The sequence below is a fragment of the Sphaerotilus sp. genome, from assembly GCF_031429695.1.
In the GTDB taxonomy this organism is placed as follows: domain Bacteria; phylum Pseudomonadota; class Gammaproteobacteria; order Burkholderiales; family Burkholderiaceae_C; genus Sphaerotilus.
This window is the reverse complement of the sequence record NZ_JANPAB010000078.1, coordinates 101,010-118,120: the sequence shown is the minus strand read 5'-3', so window position 1 is coordinate 118,120 and position 17,111 is coordinate 101,010. Positions and strand designations below refer to the sequence as shown.

Below are 17,111 nucleotides of genomic sequence, written 5' to 3'. Positions count from 1 at the left end.
GCATAAATAAAGTCTTTGAAATCAATAGCTTGCAATCACTCTAGAGCAGTTTTTAGGCCAATTTCCGGAAAAATCACTTCGAAGTCTTCGTAAGTCGTTGATTTCATGATAAATTTTCATTCGAGTTATGCAACAAAGCCGTGCTGCATATCAAGTTTATGTCCTCGCATTCGCAGTCTTGTATCCATCGGTCAATGCTGCGCTGCAGGCAATTCGTACCTGTGATCTCTAAATATGCTGTGCATCCGATTCGGCATGGCAAACAGTACTCTTACGATTAACAGGCACCGTTCCAAAATTTTCTCCAGAACATGGTGTCTCGTCGTACCAAGTCTTCATAACGCCCCATCTGGGCTTCGTTTTTGGCTCGCAAGGCCGCGACGGCTGGCGCAAGGGGGGCAAGCCAAGTAGATGCGGCCGTTGTGAAATCTTCGAGACGTAGGTCATCCGCGCTGCGTTCGAAAGCTACCCGATGCGCCGCGACCCAGAGGGCGATGATGATGCGGTGAATTCCGCCCGTGAGTTCGACAATGAGTTGGGCCAGTCGATCGTCTACTGCAATTGGCTTGGCAACAAATTGATATTTGCCGAGTTGTGGTAAGAATGCTTTTCGGAATGATGGGGCCATTGGCTCAGAAAATGGTTCGAACGCATGATAGCCTGCGGTATTGAGGCGCTCCAAGGTGCTGAGTCTTTTTGTCAGCGCCCCGATACCGTCTGGAGTCCCCGAGACCAATAGCGTAATTTGACCTGAGTTGGTCAAGTACAGAAGCCAGCGAAGTAATTGGTCCTCAACAATTGCTAGTTCCGGTGCCTCTGAGGATCCTTTGCGGCCTGTACGCTGTTTCAGCGTGCCTAGTTTGAATAGATTCTGAATCTCGTCTAGATGCAGCACGCCGAGGAAGTGGCCGGTCGCTACCTGCCGCCATTCGTTGAGTGCTGTCATGCCGTCAACGATCTTTTCCTTTGCGAGCCAGTGTTTGAATCTCTTTCCACTGGTTGCCTGGTCCCATGATTCCATAAGTGCTCTGGCAAGATCAGCGCTCTTGCCAGATGGTGGGACCTCGACGGACAGCCAGACGACCTGATAGGTTGGGCCGGCCATTTGCGGGAAGGACTCGTGCCAGATTGTTTGTTTCGGGAAATTCATCAGGCTTCGTTGGCATGCTTGAGTCTTGCCGACACCAGAAATACCTTCCACCGCAGCAGCGTAAGCTTGCGGTAGTACGAGGCCAGTGCTTCTGGATTCTCCGCTGATGTTTGCCCATGTGCTTGCCATTCTCGGGTCTCGCAGCTTGTAACTTTGGCGAACCATCAAATCAACGGACTGCAGCAGTTGTCGCTCGACGAGTGAAGGGATGTGCAGGTCCCGAACCCCCATCAGATAATGGAGTCTGATATGCGGTGGAATAGCTGCTACTGAATCCAGTGCAGGTGGTTGGTATAACAGGTGGCGGATTGCGTCTTCGGGAGCCGGAATGGGCCCAAGTCCAGAGACGAGAATGTTGCCTGCGTAGGGGTCGAGCAGGCTCTTGGTCATCATGGATGCTCGTCGTTGTCTGCAGTGCGGAGCAAGCCGCTCAGCAGTGCGAGGTGCTCGTCCATTGCTTCATCTCGAACCTCTTGTTTGACTGTGGACTCTGAATGACTGGGGTGAGCCTGTGCTACTTCGACCAAACGCGCCTCAGATATCAGCGGGGATTTTCCAGATGCCTGCGCGAGTGCCTTGGTCGTCTCCTGTTTGGCTGAGTCAATCAATCTTGATGTTCGCTCCTTGAATTCCACTGCTGCCATTTGACGAACGTGAGATTCTTCGGCGCGGTCCATGGTTTCTTTTGCCAAAACGTCAAGCCAGTCCTCGAATGTAAGCTCTGGCAACGCTCTCGACTCATCGCTCAGATGCAGGCGCAGCAATTCGCTTGCATTTTGACCGGGCGCCCAGATCGAACCCATCGATCCAGGGTAATACTGAATTGGTATATCCCATCCGCCGCAGTTTCTTGCCGTGGCTGTCCACTGTGAAAGATCAATCTCTTCAGACGTGTAATCGTTGCCTGCATGTCGTACGCAGTCCCTGCGAACTCGGGCAGTGCTCTGGGGAAGCAGTAGTTCAACCAAGTCGGACTGATGATTGAACTTGCGGTATCCAATGCCAGCCCGGTGTCCCCACGCCCAAAGCCCGGCTGGGCTCGGGAACACGCCTTCGCCGCGCATTACAGCATCCACGCGGTGGGAGCGATCTGCCACCAAGTTGTATTCACTGAAGACTTGGTAGAGATATTGCGTGTATTCCCGGACAGTCAAGACGCAGTCTTCTGGATTCACCTTCCGCAGTTCCAACTCTTTCCGTCGATAATCCATGGCGCCTGGGACAAAAAGGAACTGCGCATCTTTTCCGATGCGATGTAGCACCTCTACCAAGCCTTTGAGGTCGCCGCGATAGGGTGGGGCGTAGCTGGTAATATTCAGCAGTTGGATGGCGGTCTGAGTATGGCCGATGCTCAGATATTCTCCCCGGTCACACATCAGTGCGTGACATATCGATGGATTCGGTTTCAGAGTCAGTAATGGCGTATATCCCCAAAGTTCACTGATGAGTTGTGGGTCTGACGCGGCGTTGAATAGTGATACCTTGGCCGTGCTCCAGCTTGGCCCGGTCAAGCAAACATAAAAACCAACTACTGCGGTGGACCAGACATCGACAATTACATAAACGATCGGACGCCCAACGATCCAGGCGCGATTGACCGATGACCGGAGGTAGATATCCCCGACGGTGGAATCGATTGCCCAAGTATGTCCAGGCCCTGCCACACCTTGCCAGTTGCGAGCAATCAATCCTCGAAGAGAACTGCTGAAGTGGTGCTTGGTGGTCCGCTCAAGGATTCGTTCAATGCGGGTTTTTCCTTCGGTCAAGACGCGTTTGATTTGCGCGTTATTGGGGTATTTCCCCTGTTCTGGTTTTATCAAGGTGGGCCTGCCGTCCACATCCTTGAATTTAGAGCAGAAGGCGCTCATGACGATCCGGCCGCACCTCTTGGGCCATGCAGGCTTCGGTGTCGGGATGCAGTCGTCTGCAGCCCGAATTGCCGCGGCCCACTCGATCGTGACGCCTGGCTGATCGGGTTCCAGTGCGACGCCATATCGCAACGCGATGCGCTGTTTAATGGTCTTTCGGCCGGCCTTCTTTTTCGTTGGCTGGCCATGTGCTAGTGCTGGAACGCACGGTCGCCGGACGTTGGGTGCCCCGCATCGATGGAGTAACGGGAGCAAGCTCTTGGCGTGTAAGCCCCACCTGCAGAGGTTTGACCACTGCTTGTACAAAAATGCCCGTGACACGCCGTGCTGGTCAATGGCTCGTTTGGCTAAATCTCCGATACCTTGATGCTGCAGGATACTTTCACGCAAGCAGTCGAAGTTGAGAAATTCAGACATGAACTCTACGCGTTGGGTGTGCAGGCGCTTGGCGCTGTCGCTGTGGCTGGTAGCCGGCATGCGCTCCACCTCGATGGGCATGGCCGCATGCTCGGAAAATGCGCACTGCAGCGCGTTCGTATCGAGCCAATGCAGCTTGCCGATCAATGGCTGCGGAGGCTTCTTTCTCATGGTTCGCAGAGTATGGTCGTCCTTTCGCTTGCGCCCTCCTCGTGACATCAGCTCGTTCGGTGGATATTCTGGCGCAATGCATACTGCGATAACCTTACGAATACTTATCTCAACGAGGATTGCTCGGTATATGCCTGGTGGCAGAGAGGGGTCACTCGTTGGATGCTCGACTACCCGAAACGTCTGGTTGGGCATCAGGTCCATGCGGATCTCCGTGCTGCGATCGGGTTGAGGTCCCAGAAGCTCTTGTGGCTGAGCAGTCGCAGCGGGTAGTGGGGGCGCCAGCTTCGTCGAAGGTCAACAGGTAGACGCCCGCACCACACGGCCTGCCATAGCGCCCGCTGCGCGATCGAAATATCGATCGCTGCGCTGGAGCTGACCAGCTCCAGCAACGACGTCACGGAATCGGTCGGATGGTTGGTTGCGATCTGGGCGGCATGGTCAAGCAGCCATGCTTCAACAGGGTCTACGAGTGCCCAACATGCCGTGCGCCGAAGGAATAAACCTGCCGCTTGGTCATACAACGTCGGACTGATCAGGAGCCACTCCACGCCGCGCGCAATCCAATACTCCCGTTCGACGGTCAGCAGTTCGGTGGTCCGGCGCTTCTCTGCCCAATTTTTTGGCTTGAAGGCCAACGCAAGCATGGTGTGGGTACCCTTGTTGTCCTTGAAGACCAGCAGCAAATCTGTGCTCAACGTCCAGCGACTGGTCTGCCCACTGCCCCTGCAAAGCGGGTGCTTGATGCCCAACTGCTCAGCGATCTGCAAGGTTCCCGGAAAGTCTGGGGTGGGTTCTGCCGGTTTCGTGTATGCGGTCAATGGATGCCTCGCACTGTTGACGGACAGCGGATGCTGCTCCAGCGCATCAAAAAGATCCGGCAGCATCGTGGCGAAGAGTTGCTCATCCAACTCGCCGTCGGACAGGAAGTGCCTCAGCCTGCCCCGCCACGCCACCAGGTGACTTCTGCCCCCGCTGGCTGGATCCCCTCGTGAGACTTGATGCCATGGCGCGTAGTGCTCGTGCGTGCCCGTGCCGCGTTCTTGGTTCTGGAATCGGGCCAGAACTTGGGGCGTGAAACGCTTTGTCGTACGCATTGATGCGTCCTGTGTCCTTCAGTGGCGACGGAGGGCAGCGATCTGCGCATGGATGACTTGCGCTTGTGTTCATGTACTGACGGGGCGAGCGGACGTCGATCCCGGGGGCCACATGATGGCTCTTGGGGCAGCACTTTTGCTGGGCAGCAGCATCATGTCAATGCGTGTATCATGCTGACAACGGTTGTGAACGCTGTTCAAATAACGACAATTGATGATTAGTTGCAGCAATGCGATGTTGCAACTAAATCGAAGCGACACGCCAGGATCGGACACTTGGAAGCCTGAGCGATGCACCGCTTGGGGAAGTCCAAATCCCATTGGCGCGCCGTTTGGCGTGGGCGTGGATTTGGCAGCGATCGGCTCTGAGTCCGTGTCTGCGGTGGACTGAGAGCGGCAGAACCGGCGCAATGTGCGCAGGCAGATGACGCAGCACACCAGGGGTAGCCGTGCCACATGCGTCTCGACACTAAGGCCGAAGCGCACCCGCAATTTTCCGAAACCGCTGGCTACGCATGCGTGCGCTCGACCACCTGGCGATGACGCCCCAGCCGCTTCCGGATCTCGAAGCCGCGTCGGCGCCAATGCTGGCTGCACCCCCGCGCAGAGTCCTTGTCCATATGCAGCTTGTCAGGCCATCGATGTGGCCTTTCCGGCTTGCCCGCCACCGCCGACAGCGCATCAATCAGTTCCTCGGATACAACCGAGTCATCCCGCTGCCCCAGTCCAGCCGCGGCGGACGCTCTTCCCGCGCCAGACCCGTGCGCAGCACGAACACGATGCCGTGGAGCACCTGTTCATCGCCAATGCACGGGCGCCAGCCGTGGCGCTTGCCGGCTGGCAACGAAGATTCAAATGGCCATACTTGATTGGTGTCATCGCCGAAGCAGCGGCAGTCGCACCAATCGCTCGTGCAGTCGCAAGTGCATCAGCTCCATCAGCATCGCGCAGAGCAGGGTCGGCGCCGGCTTCCAGCAGAAGGGTGCAGATCGCTGCCCGGTCCCGCATCGCCGCGAGCATCAAGGGCGTCTTGCCAGTGGCATCGCGGGCATCAAGTTCATCCCCCCGCGAGATATGCACCCGAACTGAACTTTCGACCCCCGCCATCACTGCCAGCTTCAGCAGACGATTCAGAGGACGGACAGCAACGGCTGTTTCAGCGAAGCTCATGAAACGAAAGCTCGGGCTTCAGCGACAAGGATCGACTGCTGCACCAGTGCATACCCGCTGACGACAATCTCAAGCATCAAGCCGCGACGCCCGCCCATATGCGCCATCTTTGTGTAGGCCATATGGCTCTTCCCTGTGAACTGCGAAGAATCTACCTGATCTCAGGTCTTCGATTCGACGGGGCGGCTGTCGATGCTTGAACTCGTGAACAATTCCTCACTCCGGACTCATGCTGTCAAGCGCACTCACACGACCACCACGCACCCGGGATCGAACCCCCGGTTCTCTTCCCGCCCGTCCCAGCGCACATAGCCCCGGGGGTTGCACACCACCCGACAGGTTCCCCCGCCTGGCCGGGGCACCGGGTAGTCGAAACTGTCGTGCGTGTGCCCATGCACCCACAGGTCCACCCCGTCGAAGCAGGCGGCCGGCAGGTCATTCACGAAGGCCGGACTCAGTCCGCTGCGCTCGAAACACGCCGCCAGCGAGCCAGGATGCGGCGCATGGTGGGTAATCACCACCGTCCGCCCGGCCCAGGGCTCGGCAAGGGTGGCCAGCAGCCACTGCCGTGCCGCCCGGTGCCACTGCACGGTGTCCACCGGCCGCAGCCGCCGCACCCCCGACTCCGGCGCTGCGCGCTTGATCCGGATGACGCTGAAATCGTTCAGCCCGAGCCCCGCCTCGGCCGCCGCCAGCCGCGCATCCCCCCGCCACTGACCATCCGCACCGAGCACCGGCAGCTTGAAGTCCGTCCACAGTGTCGCCCCGAGCACCCGCACCGGCCCCTGCGCAGACTCCAGCACCACCACGTCCCGGTCCAGCACCTGCACGTTCGTGCCCTGCGCCTGGGCATGCATCGCCGCCAGCTCCTTGTCCCACATCTGCCCGTAGAACTCGTGGTTGCCCGGCACGTACAGCACCGGCTTGCCCGCGAAGGCCGGCTCCGCCGCCGCCCAGGCCACGCCCCGGCGGCCAGGCGCCTGGATGTCCCCGGCCAGCACCACCGCATCAAACTCTCCTGGTGGCACCCGCATCGGGTGGAACTCCAGGTGCAGGTCCGACAGGATCAGCAGCTTCATCGTGGTCTCCCTGGTTGTGTGGGTTCGCTGCGTGCGTGGTTCAGTGTCAGTGCGGCGCCCCGGTCGAGGTCACCTCGCGCACGATCTCCTGGCGCACCAGCCGCACGAGTTCGCGCACCGACCCCGCCGCCCGGCTGATCCCCGACACGTCGAGCGCGGGCATCACCGCGTGCGGCAGCCCCCAGTCGCCGGCGATGTCGCGCACCACCTGTTCGACGATCCCCGGGTAATGCCGCCGCTCGGGCGTCGGCACCAGCACCGGCCGCAGCCGCGACAGCAGCGCCGGGTCGATCGTGCCCAGTCGATTCGCCGTGGCGATGTACAGGAGCTTGCTCAGGTCACAGGGCACCTGCAGGTAGCTGTCGATCCAGCGCCGGCTCGACTCCGGCTCCAGCAGCCCGAGCAGCGCCGCCTGGACCGGGGCGGCGTTGCTCGCGCGGCCCTGGTGGCACTTGTCCAGCTCGTCGAGCAGCACCACCGCCTGCGCGCTGCACCGGTCCCGCAGCAGCCGCAGGATCGGCGAGGGCTCGCCGCTGGCCCAGCCCCGGCTGGTGCCGGTGAGCATCCGGCTGTCGGTGCTGCCGCCCACGCCCAGCGGCAGGAAGGGCAGGCCCACGACCTCGGCCAGGCGCCGGGCGAGCCGGGTCTTGCCGGTACCGGGCAGGCCGACCAGCAGCACCGGCGCCCAGGCCACGCTCACCGCGCCCAGCCGCCGCCGTGCCCGCAGCTCCCCGGCGACGGCCTCGATCGCCCGGGTGGCCCAGGGGAACTCGGCGTGCAACTGGGTGAGCCGCTCCTCCAGCTCGGCCACCTCCGGCAGCAGCGCAAGCGGCAGCGAGTAGCGCAGTCCCTCGTAGGCGGCCAGCATCAGGCGGTCCTCCCGGTTGCTCATCGCCGGGATCGGCTCGGCGATGAGCTGGCAGGTGGTGTGCGCCACCAGGACATCCAGGGGCTGCAGCGGGAAGCGTTCGGCCAGGGCCTCCTCGTGCGCGAACAGTGCGTCGGCCGCAGCGAACCGGGCCGCATCGGCGGCGGCGGTGATGGTGGCCTCGGTGAGCGAGGACGTGGGCTTCGAGGCCGTGGTCGTGCTCGTTGACCCGGACAGCGGCCCGGACAGCGGGGGCTGCACGGCCTGCCGGATGTCGGCGTGGCCGGCCGCCAGGTTCAGCGCATGGTGGCGGGCCACGAGACTGGCGTCCAGCAGGGCCTCCCGTGCCTCGCTGGTGTCCTCTGGCTCGGGGGTGTCCGGCAGCGCCGCATCGTCCACCCCGTAGAGCGGCGCCGGCCCCCCGGGGCGGGTGGGCAGCACGCTCGACAGCCGCTTCTCGACGGCCTTCCACAGGCCCAGCGCCCGGGCGCAGTCGTTGAGGGTCGTCTGGGGTGGACTGCCCGACGGGGTGGCCAGGGTCAGCAGCACGTGCAGCCGCAGCAGCCGGATCATCGCGGCGGCTTCCTCGGTGTCGTGCAACTGGCGCTCCAGCGGCTCGCGCCAGAACGGCTGCAGCGCAGGGGTCAGGTCCACGCTCAGCCACTCGGTCAGTGCCCGGCTGGTGCGGGCAGGGCCGCTCGGGGACCTGGTGTCCCAGTCGCCACCGCGCAGCCGGGGCCAGTCGAGGTCGCGATGGCGGGCGGCGCACTGGAGCTGGAACTCGGTCAGCCGCGGGCCCTGCAGGCCGGGCTCGGCGGCGGCGAGCACCTCCCGGGCCAGGTTGTCCACGGCCTGCGGTTCGGCGATCACGGCGGGCAGCCCGTCGAGGAAGTCGCCCAGGGCGTCCAGGCGGGTGATGCGGGGCACCTGCGCGTCGAGGGCCAGGCGCAGGGCCCGGGCCGCATCCAATGCAGTCCCCGTCAGGCCCGTGGCGCTGCCCAGCATCAACAGCACCGGGGAATACAGGGCGGAAAGTGCAGGCAGGCCGACAGCCTGCGGCATGTCATCGTCGGAATCAAAAGGCATGACCGTCTCGGCGAGACGCGGGCCAGCCGCGTCGGGGCAGGAGTGGGTTCGCCGTACCGACACCGATCCGGTGCGACTGTTCAGTCGCCGCGAGATCGAGGCAGAGCGGGAACCCGACTGGAGGAGAGACAGGGCGCTCGGGCCCTGTGGGTCGCCTAGGTGCGCGGGGTGCGCTGCAGGGCGATGCCCAGCGACAAGTCGCTCGGCCGGTCGGACGGTAACGACGGCCGAATTCGACGTACCTTGCCCAGACTCACCCCGGCCAGCACGATCGTCGTGGACCCGACGACGCTGACAGCGTTCAGGTGGCGGACTGGCTCGTCGTGGACTTGGTGGGGGAACAGGCAGTGCATGGTGTCCTCACAGGGGGATCAGGGTAGCGCGTGGCGCATGGCTGTCAAGAAGATGGAAGTGGATGCGGCTGGAATGGAAGGCCGGAGTGGAAGGCTGGTGAGATCTACCGGGCTCTGGACTTCGGGAGGTGCCTCAGCTCGGCATCGATCGCCGCGATGAACGACACCGTGTCCTGCGGATCCACCTGCACGCCGATGACGCGCCTGACCAGCTCCCGCTCGCAGAAGGCCTGCAGCGTCTGGAGCCAGGGCGACACCCGCTCGGGGTCGATCTGCAGGGATGGCCGGTGAGGCTGGCCAAGTTCCCCGATGCGCCCGAGCAGCAGATGCAGGCCAAGTAGCAACGGGCCGCTGACGGGATTGCCGCTGGAAGACTCTTCACCCGCAAGCAGGGATCGCTCGACAAGGAAGAGGTCACGGGTCAGCGACAGCAGCCACTCGTCGGGAAGTGTCTGGGGGAGTGCCTGGCGGAAGGTGCCGCGACAGACTTCGTCTCGCAGTCGCTGGAAGTCGGTCGAGGGGATCCGGGGAGTCGGCAGGAGGGGTTGGTTGCGAGGCATAGTTGTTTTGTGGTTCAAATATCCGATCTTGGGATATTTTGATGCAAAACTCAAGGTGCAGAGCCCTGCTTCAGGTGGCTCATGCAAAAAACGCTCTACACCCGTCAATACCAACTACTGCTGGAACTGCTCAAGGACTTCCGAAAACAAGCCGGTGTGACCCAGGCCCAGCTGGCGGAGCGGTTGCAAGTTCCTCAGAGTGAGGTGAGCAAATGCGAGTCTGGGTCACGGCGTTTGGACCTGATTGAGCTGAAGCTGTGGGTCGAAGCAATGGGCGGCAGTGCAGGAGCGTTCCTGCAGGTGTTCGACGAGCGCGTACAGGCGGACGTGGTGACAGGTGGTGGCGATGAAGCCAAGCAGTTGTTAAGGGCTCGTCCGCCTCGGTTAGTCAAGTAGGCGTTTCTGGCTCTCTGAAGGGGCATGCAGCTTTTCATCTACGCGAGCTGATGAGACGCTTCCCCGCTCAAGCGTGGCCGTCCCCTGGGATCGACCAGCTTCGATCCGGCGACGGCAGCGGCTGCTGTGTTCGGGCGCGTGGTGCGCCAGACCTGCACCGCGGCCGGGATCTCGCAGCAGGCGCTGGCTTACATGGCGGGTCTGGAGCGTTCGTACTTCGGGCGGATCGAGCGGGGGAAGAACCAGCCGACGCTGTACGTGATCCTCAAGGTGGCGCCGGCGCTGGGGTATGAGGCTGGTGCGCTGGTCACGCTGGTGGAGCGGGCCATGGCGGAGGAGTCGGCTTTGTGAGCGACCAGCCTTCCCCCCTTGAATGAGCCTGCAGGGTCCGAGACGATGGTGTCCACGTGAACTCGTCACGAACAGGCTAGCTACCGGGTGACCCGGTATCGATCGCAGCAAACCGGATGTTGCTGCGCTTTTACCGACCCTTCCTGCGCCCATCTGCAGAAGCCGAAGCCGAAACCGTAGAGATCATGGGCTGTCTGTTGCCGCTTACCGAGATCAAATGGTGGTGCGCTGGCGTGCCATGGTGATGGCGGTGTCTTCGATCATGTCTTCCTGGCCGCCGACCATCTTGCGGCGGCCGAGTTCGACCAGGATGTCGCGGGCGGGGATGCCGTACTTCTTCTCGGCGCGCTTGGCGAAGAGCAGGAAGCTCGAATAGACCCCCGCGTAGCCGAGCGTCAGCGAGTCGCGGTCGATGCGGATGATGTGGTCCATGATCGGCACGACGAGGTCTTCGGCCACGTCCTGGATCTTGAACACGTCCACGCCGGTCTCGATGCCCATGCGCTCGCAGACCGCGATGAACACCTCCATCGGCGTGTTGCCCGCGCCGGCGCCGAGACCCGCAGCGGCCGCGTCGATGCGGTTCGCGCCGGCCTCGACCGCGGCGATCGAGTTCGCCACGCCCATCGCCAGGTTGTGGTGGCCGTGGAAGCCGAGTTCGGTCTCGGGCTTCAGCGCCGCGCGCACTGCGCCGAGGCGCGCCTTCACGTCCTCGGGCAGCATGTAGCCGGCCGAGTCGGTGATGTAGAGGCAGTTGGCGCCGTAGCTCTCCATCAGCTTCGCCTGCGTGACCAGCTTCTCCGGGCTGGCCATGTGGGCCATCATCAGGAAGCCGACCGTGTCCATGCCGAGCTTGCGGGCGTAGGTGATGTGCTGCTCGGAGACATCGGCCTCGGTGCAGTGGGTGGCCACGCGGATAGTGTGCACGCCGAGGTCATGCGCCATCTGCAGGTGCTCGACGGTGCCGATGCCGGGCAGCAGCAGTGCGGAGACCTTGGCCTGCTTCATCAGCGGGATCACCGCGCCGAGGTACTCCTCGTCGGTGTGCGCCGGGAAGCCGTAGTTGACGCTGGAGCCGCCCAGGCCGTCGCCGTGGGTGACCTCGATCAGCGGCACGCCGGCCGCGTCCAGCCCGCAGGCGATCGAGCGCATCTGGTCGAGCGTCATCAGGTGGCGCTTGGGGTGCATCCCGTCGCGCAGCGTCATGTCGTGGACGGTGATCTTCTTGCCGTGCAGGCTCGACAGCGGGGCAGTGGTGGTCGTCGTGGTCATGGTGGTGTCTCCCTTCAGGCGGCCACGGCGGGCGCGGTGGGCCGCAGGACCAGTTCGCCCTTGAGGATCTTCTCGGCGAACATCTCGGCGGTGCGGGCGGCGGCGGCGGTCATGATGTCGAGGTTGCCGGCGTACTTGGGCAGGTAGTCGCCCAGGCCTTCGACTTCGAGGTAGACCGACACGCGCTTGCCGTCGAACACCGGCCCGTTGACCAGCCGGTAGCCGGGCACGTACTTCTGCACCTCGGCCAGCATGGCGTGGACCGAGGCGGTGATGGCGGCCTGGTCCGGTTCGTCCTCGGTCAGGCAGTGCACCGTGTCGCGCATGATCAGCGGCGGCTCGGCCGGGTTGATGACGATGATCGCCTTGCCCTTCTTTGCGCCGCCGACCTTCTCCACCGCGCCCGCGGTCGTGCGGGTGAACTCGTCGATGTTCTTGCGCGTGCCGGGGCCGACCGAGCGGCTCGACACGGTCGCGACGATCTCGCCATAGGCGACCGTCTGCACACGGCTGACCGCGGCGACCATCGGGATCGTCGCCTGCCCGCCGCAGGTGACCATGTTGACGTTCATCTCGCCGGAGCCGACGTGCGCCTTCAGGTTCACCGGCGGCACGCAGAACGGCCCGATCGCCGCCGGCGTCAGGTCGATCATCAGCGCGCCTTGCTCGTTCACCTTGCGCGAGTTCTCGGCGTGGACGTAGGCGCTGGTGGCGTCGAACACGATCTGCACGCCGTCCGCCTTCATGTGGGGCACCAGGCCGTCCACGCCGTCCGAGGTGGTCTTGATGCCCATCTCGCGGGCACGTTTCAGGCCGTCGGATTCGGGGTCGATGCCCACCATCCAGACGGGTTCGAGCACGGCGGAGCGTTGCAGCTTGGCGAGCAGGTCGGTGCCGATGTTGCCGGGCCCGATCAGGGCGCACTTGATTTTTTTGCTCATGTTGATGGTTTCCATTGCTTGTTACTTGCCAAAGCGGACCGAGCAACTGCCGATGCCACCGATGGTCACGCGCAGTTGGTCGCCGGGCACGACGGGCACCATCGCGCCCAGGGCGCCGGAGAGCACCACCTCGCTGGCCTTCAGCGGCATGCCCAGCCGGCCCAGCGTGTTGGCCAGCCAGACCATCGCGTTCACGGGTGAACCCATGGTGGCGGCGCCTGCACCGGTTACCACCACCTCGCCGTTCTTCTCTAGCACCATGCCGCAGTGGCGCAGGTCCAACGTCCGCACGTCCACCAGGCGGTCGCCCAGCACGAAGGCGCCGCAGGAGGCGTTGTCGGCCACGGTGTCCTGGATCTTGATCTTCCAGTCGCGTACCCGCGAGTCCACGATCTCGAAGCAGACCATCACGCCGTCAGTGGCACGAAGCACGTCGGCTGCGGTGATGCCAGGGCCTTGCAGGTCGCGCCCTAGCACGAAGGCAATCTCGCCTTCGGCCTTAGGCTGGATCAGCGTGCCGGCGGGAATGACCGAACCGTCGCCATAGACCATGCCATCCAGCAACTGGCCGAAGTCGGGCTGGTACACGCCCAGCATGTTCATCACCGCCTGGCTGGTGACACCAATCTTCTTGCCAATCACCTTCTCGCCGGCTTGCAGGCGGCGTTCGATCATGCGCAACTGGATGCGGTAACTGTCTTCGATGGTGATCTCGGGATGGCGTTCGGTCAGCGGGGCGACGACCTGCCGCGCGTTCAAGGCGTCGTATAGCTCATCGCCCAGGTGTTCGATGAGGGAGGTGTCCAGGGGCATGCGGTTCTCCGGTGAGGTTCAGTGAGGCGGGGTGTGGGGCGCCTGCGTGAGGTTGCCGTCGGCCAGCCTGGGCACGAGCAGCAGCCGAGCCAGCGCGGGAATCAGCACCATCGCCCCCACCATGTTGAGCAGGAACATGAAGGCCAGCAGCAGCCCCATGTCAGCTTGAAATTTGATGGGCGACACCACCCAGGTCAGCACCGCCACGGCGAGCGTGAAGCCGGTCAGCATCACCACCTTGCCGGTGAACAGCAACGCGCGGTAGTAGGCCAGCGAGAGGCTGGTGCCTTGGCGTAGATGTACCAGCGTGACGCTCAGGATGTAGAGCGCGTAGTCCACCCCGATGCCCACCCCCAGCGCGATCACTGGCAGCGTGGCCACCTTCACGCCGATACCCAGCGCCACCATCAGCGCCTCGGCCAGGAAGGAGGTGAGCACCAGTGGCAGCACGGCCACCAGCACCGCGCGCCAACTGCGGAAGGTGATGAACGACAGCACCACCACCGCCGCGTAGACCAGCCACAGCATCATCCGCCAAGCTTGATGCACCACGATGTTGGTGGCCGCCTCGATGCCGGCACTGCCCGCCGCCAGCAGGAATTTCACCTCAGCCGTGTCATTGGCTTGCGCAAAGCTCTGCACATGGTCCACCACACGTTGCAGGGTCTCGGCGCGGTGGTCCTTCAGGTAGACATAGAGCGTGAGCAGGCTGCAAGCCTCGTTGTAGAGCACGCGCGGCGCACCCGCAGTCACGGTGTTGACCATGTCTTGGTTTGGCACCACTTCATACCACTTGGGGTTGCCTTCGTTCAGGCCCGTGAGCACGCGGCGATTCAGCAGAGCCAGCGTGTTGGTGGCCTCCACGCCGGGCAACTGGCGCAGTTGCCACTCCAGCGCATCCAGCTTGAGCACGGTGTCCAGCCTCGCGCACTGCGCCTCGGGCGTGGTGACCATCACGGCCAGCACGTCGCTGCTGGCACCGTAGGCCTGGTTCATGAAGGCCACATCGCGGTTGTAGCGGCTGTCCGGTCGCAGCTCCGGCGCACCAGGGTCCAGATCGCCGATGGCCAGATGCGTGCTGACCACGTACCCTGCAGCCAACAGCAGCCCTGCCGCAGCCACCGTGGTGGTGGCCCAGCGGCGCTCGGTGAAGCGGTCCAGCAGTGCCCACATCGGGTGCTTGGCGGCACCGCTGGCTTCTGCTTCTTCCGATTGAAGGCTGCGTCTGGCGGCACTGGCGCTCACGCCGATGAAGCTGAGCAGGATGGGCAACAGGATCAGGTTGGTGACGATCAGCGCGGCCACGCCGATGGACGCGGCGATGGCCAGTTCTCGGATCACCTGGATGTCGATCACCAGCAGCACGGCAAAGCCAACAGCGTCCGCCACCAGTGCCGTCAGACCGGCCAGGAACAGGCGTCGGAAGGTCATGCGTGCGGCCACCAGCTTGTGCGCTCCGCGGCCCACGTCCTGCATGATGCCGTTCATCTTCTGAGCGCCGTGGCTCATGCCGATGGCAAAGACCAGGAAGGGCACCAGCATCGAGTACGGGTCCAGCGCATACCCCAGCGTGGGCAGCAGGCCCAGTTGCCAGACCACGGCGATCAGCGAGGCGGCCACCACCAGCGTGGTCGAACGTACACAGCGGGTGTACCAATAGACCATGCCAGCGGCGATCAGCACGGCCAGCGCGAAGAAGCCCAGCACCACACGGATGCCTGCGATCAAGTCGCCCACCAGCTTGGCGAAACCGGTAATGTGGATGGTCACGCCTTCGCGTTCATAGCTGGCACGCAATGTTTCCAGCGACTGCGACAGCGCGGCGTAGTTCAGCGGCTTGCCGGTGGCATCGTGCGCTTGCAGCGGCACGAACAGGGTACTGGACTTGGCATCCAGTGCCACCAACTGGCCGATTTCACCCGATCGTGCGATGTTGCCCTGCAACTGGGCGAGACTGCGAGGGCTGCCGTCATAGCCGTCGGGGATCACCGGACCGCCTTCCAGACCGTCTTCGGTCACGCCCACCCAGCGGGTGGCGGGCGTCCACAGGCTCCTCATGCCTTGGCGATTCACACCGTGCAGCAGGAAGACCTCGTCGTTGAGCTTGCGCAATGTCTCCATGTACTGCGCGTCATAGATCGAACCGCGTGGATTGGCCACGGCGATGCGTACCGTATTGCCCAGACCTTGCAACTCGCCCTGGTGGGCCAGGAAATTGACGATGTAGGGATGCGAGCCTGGAATGGTTTTTTCGAAGCTGGCGTTGAGTTCCAGCCGCGTGGCCTGCCAACCCAGAACAGCAGTCAGCAGTGCGCATAGCGCCACCACCCACCAGCGTCGGTTGAACAAGGTCCGTTCGAGCCATGAGCCCGAGCGCGTGTCGAACTCGGCCAGGCTCATGACGCCCATCGGACTGGATGTGGTCGGGATGCTCATGGGGCAGCTTTTTGCAGCGGCACGGCCAGCGCGCCTTGAGCGGTGAGCACCAGAACCTGGTCTGGACCCAGGGGCCATGCACCCTGCGTAGGAGGCAGAGCGGGCATGGGCAGCGGTGTCAGCGTCGTTTGACCGGGTTTCAACAGGAACAATTGACCGGCCTGATTGGCCAGTAGTACGTTGCCACCGGGTGCCACCACGGCAGAGACAAAGGACACGGGCGGTGCACCGTCCAATGCGGTCCATTGCTGGCCGCCGTTGTGGCTGAGGTAGGCATGGCCGCGCAGGCCAGCCACCACCAGGGTCTGTGCGTCAAGCAGTGCCAGGGCAAACCAACTGCCCACATAAGGGCTGGTCAGGCGCTGGAAGCTGCGCCCGGCGTCATCGGAGCGGAATAGCATGCCTTGCTCGCCAGCGATGTAGCGCTGCTGCCCCTGGCCGGCGATGGCGTAGAGGTGCAGAGCCTTGGGGTTGTCCAGTCGCTCGCTGATGGGCGCCCAGTGCGCACCACCATCCACGGTCTGGAAGCACAGGTTGTAGGCACCCACCACGCAGCCTTCGTGGGCACTGCTGAAGTACAGGTCTAGGAAGGGTTTATCCGGCCCATCGGCGACGAGGCGCTGGGCTTCGGCCTGGGCACGCGGGTTGACGCTGCTGGCCGCTTGAGTTTGCGTGAGCTGGGCTGCCATGCGGCCGTCGAGCTGGCGTAACCAGTGCTCGCCGCCATCTTGGGTGGACAGCACCACGCCACCGTGGCCAACGGCCCAGCCGCGCTGAGTATCGATAAAACGCACGGCGGTGAGCGTGGTGCTCACCGGCACCTGGGCCGCCTGGGTCCAGCGCCGGGCGGTGGCGTCGGCGGTCACGACCAAGCCGCGCTCCCCCACCGCCACCCATCGTTCGCCAGCACGGGCGGCGGCCAGTAGCACGGCGTCCTGTGGCTTTGCGACGCGCTCGGCCGGTCGGGCGAGTGCTTCCGGCACACCGCTGGGAACGGCGTGTGCCGTGAACGGCGCGGCCAGCAGGCCGCCAGCCAGTGTCGCCACGCAGTGGCGCCTCGACAGGTCCAGGGCGGGTGCCACG

The 17,111-nt window shown here is 63.4% G+C and carries 15 protein-coding genes and 1 pseudogene; 2 read left to right on the top strand and 14 right to left on the bottom strand.

Going from position 1 to position 17,111, the window contains the following annotated elements; genetic code table 11:
- Window positions 1-277: 277 nt before the first annotated feature.
- From RMP06_RS15350 to RMP06_RS15310, 9 genes and pseudogenes are all read right to left on the bottom strand, one after another.
- The gene (locus RMP06_RS15350) at window positions 278-1,540 is read right to left on the bottom strand and encodes an AAA family ATPase (protein WP_310462654.1); all 1,263 of its coding nucleotides are present in this window, start codon (window positions 1,538-1,540) and stop codon (window positions 278-280) included.
- Complete coding sequence (locus RMP06_RS15345; protein WP_310462653.1) at window positions 1,540-3,810, bottom strand: transposase; 2,271 nt, start codon at window positions 3,808-3,810, stop codon at window positions 1,540-1,542. Before RMP06_RS15345 ends, RMP06_RS15350 begins: the two co-directional genes overlap by 1 nt.
- Window positions 3,801-4,517, bottom strand: a complete 717-nt coding sequence (locus RMP06_RS15340) for a TnsA endonuclease N-terminal domain-containing protein (RefSeq protein ID WP_310462652.1) — start codon at window positions 4,515-4,517, stop codon at window positions 3,801-3,803. The genes RMP06_RS15345 and RMP06_RS15340 overlap by 10 nt, the downstream gene beginning before the upstream one ends.
- An 871-nt stretch (window positions 4,518-5,388) precedes the next feature.
- Window positions 5,389-5,547: a hypothetical protein gene (locus RMP06_RS15335; protein ID WP_310462662.1), complete on the bottom strand. Its 159-nt coding sequence runs from the start codon at window positions 5,545-5,547 to the stop codon at window positions 5,389-5,391.
- 80 nt (window positions 5,548-5,627) lie between these two features.
- Window positions 5,628-5,810, bottom strand: a pseudogene (locus RMP06_RS15330) (ankyrin repeat domain-containing protein); the annotation flags it as partial.
- A 308-nt stretch (window positions 5,811-6,118) separates the two neighbouring features.
- A complete protein-coding gene (locus RMP06_RS15325; RefSeq protein ID WP_310462651.1) occupies window positions 6,119-6,952 on the bottom strand; it encodes a metallophosphoesterase in 834 nt (277 codons plus the stop codon).
- A 46-nt stretch (window positions 6,953-6,998) separates the two neighbouring features.
- The gene (locus tag RMP06_RS15320) at window positions 6,999-8,906 is read right to left on the bottom strand and encodes an AAA family ATPase (protein ID WP_310462650.1); all 1,908 of its coding nucleotides are present in this window, start codon (window positions 8,904-8,906) and stop codon (window positions 6,999-7,001) included.
- 155 nt (window positions 8,907-9,061) lie between these two features.
- Window positions 9,062-9,259 carry a hypothetical protein gene (locus RMP06_RS15315; RefSeq protein ID WP_310462649.1) on the bottom strand — a complete coding sequence of 66 codons (198 nt, stop codon included), beginning with the start codon at window positions 9,257-9,259 and terminating at the stop codon, window positions 9,062-9,064.
- A 104-nt stretch (window positions 9,260-9,363) separates the two neighbouring features.
- Window positions 9,364-9,837: a hypothetical protein gene (locus tag RMP06_RS15310; RefSeq protein WP_310462648.1), complete on the bottom strand. Its 474-nt coding sequence runs from the start codon at window positions 9,835-9,837 to the stop codon at window positions 9,364-9,366.
- A 63-nt stretch (window positions 9,838-9,900) separates the two neighbouring features.
- Between RMP06_RS15310 and RMP06_RS15305 the strand changes: the two genes are divergently transcribed.
- Window positions 9,901-10,215, top strand: a complete 315-nt coding sequence (locus tag RMP06_RS15305; RefSeq protein ID WP_310462647.1) for a helix-turn-helix domain-containing protein — start codon at window positions 9,901-9,903, stop codon at window positions 10,213-10,215.
- 126 nt (window positions 10,216-10,341) lie between these two features.
- Complete coding sequence (locus RMP06_RS15300) at window positions 10,342-10,566, top strand: helix-turn-helix domain-containing protein (protein ID WP_310462646.1); 225 nt, start codon at window positions 10,342-10,344, stop codon at window positions 10,564-10,566.
- A 213-nt stretch (window positions 10,567-10,779) separates the two neighbouring features.
- Here the strand turns inward: RMP06_RS15300 and dmpG are convergent, their stop codons facing one another.
- The 5 genes from dmpG to RMP06_RS15275 are packed head-to-tail and all read right to left on the bottom strand — an operon-like array spanning window position 10,780 to window position 17,110.
- A complete protein-coding gene (gene dmpG / locus RMP06_RS15295; RefSeq protein ID WP_310462645.1) occupies window positions 10,780-11,838 on the bottom strand; it encodes a 4-hydroxy-2-oxovalerate aldolase in 1,059 nt (352 codons plus the stop codon).
- Window positions 11,839-11,852: 14 nt separating this feature from the next.
- Window positions 11,853-12,779 carry an acetaldehyde dehydrogenase (acetylating) gene (locus tag RMP06_RS15290; protein WP_310462644.1) on the bottom strand — a complete coding sequence of 309 codons (927 nt, stop codon included), beginning with the start codon at window positions 12,777-12,779 and terminating at the stop codon, window positions 11,853-11,855.
- A 21-nt stretch (window positions 12,780-12,800) separates the two neighbouring features.
- Window positions 12,801-13,592, bottom strand: coding sequence for a 2-oxopent-4-enoate hydratase (gene dmpE / locus RMP06_RS15285; protein ID WP_409050178.1), 792 nt, complete (start codon window positions 13,590-13,592; stop codon window positions 12,801-12,803).
- A gap of 18 nt (window positions 13,593-13,610) precedes the next feature.
- Window positions 13,611-16,028 (bottom strand): efflux RND transporter permease subunit, encoded by a 2,418-nt coding sequence (locus RMP06_RS15280; RefSeq protein ID WP_310462643.1) that lies wholly within the window; start codon window positions 16,026-16,028, stop codon window positions 13,611-13,613.
- On the bottom strand, window positions 16,025-17,110 hold the full coding sequence (locus tag RMP06_RS15275; protein ID WP_310462642.1) for a WD40/YVTN/BNR-like repeat-containing protein: 1,086 nt from the start codon (window positions 17,108-17,110) through the stop codon (window positions 16,025-16,027). The genes RMP06_RS15280 and RMP06_RS15275 overlap by 4 nt, the downstream gene beginning before the upstream one ends.
- Between the last annotated feature and the right edge of the window lies 1 nt (window position 17,111).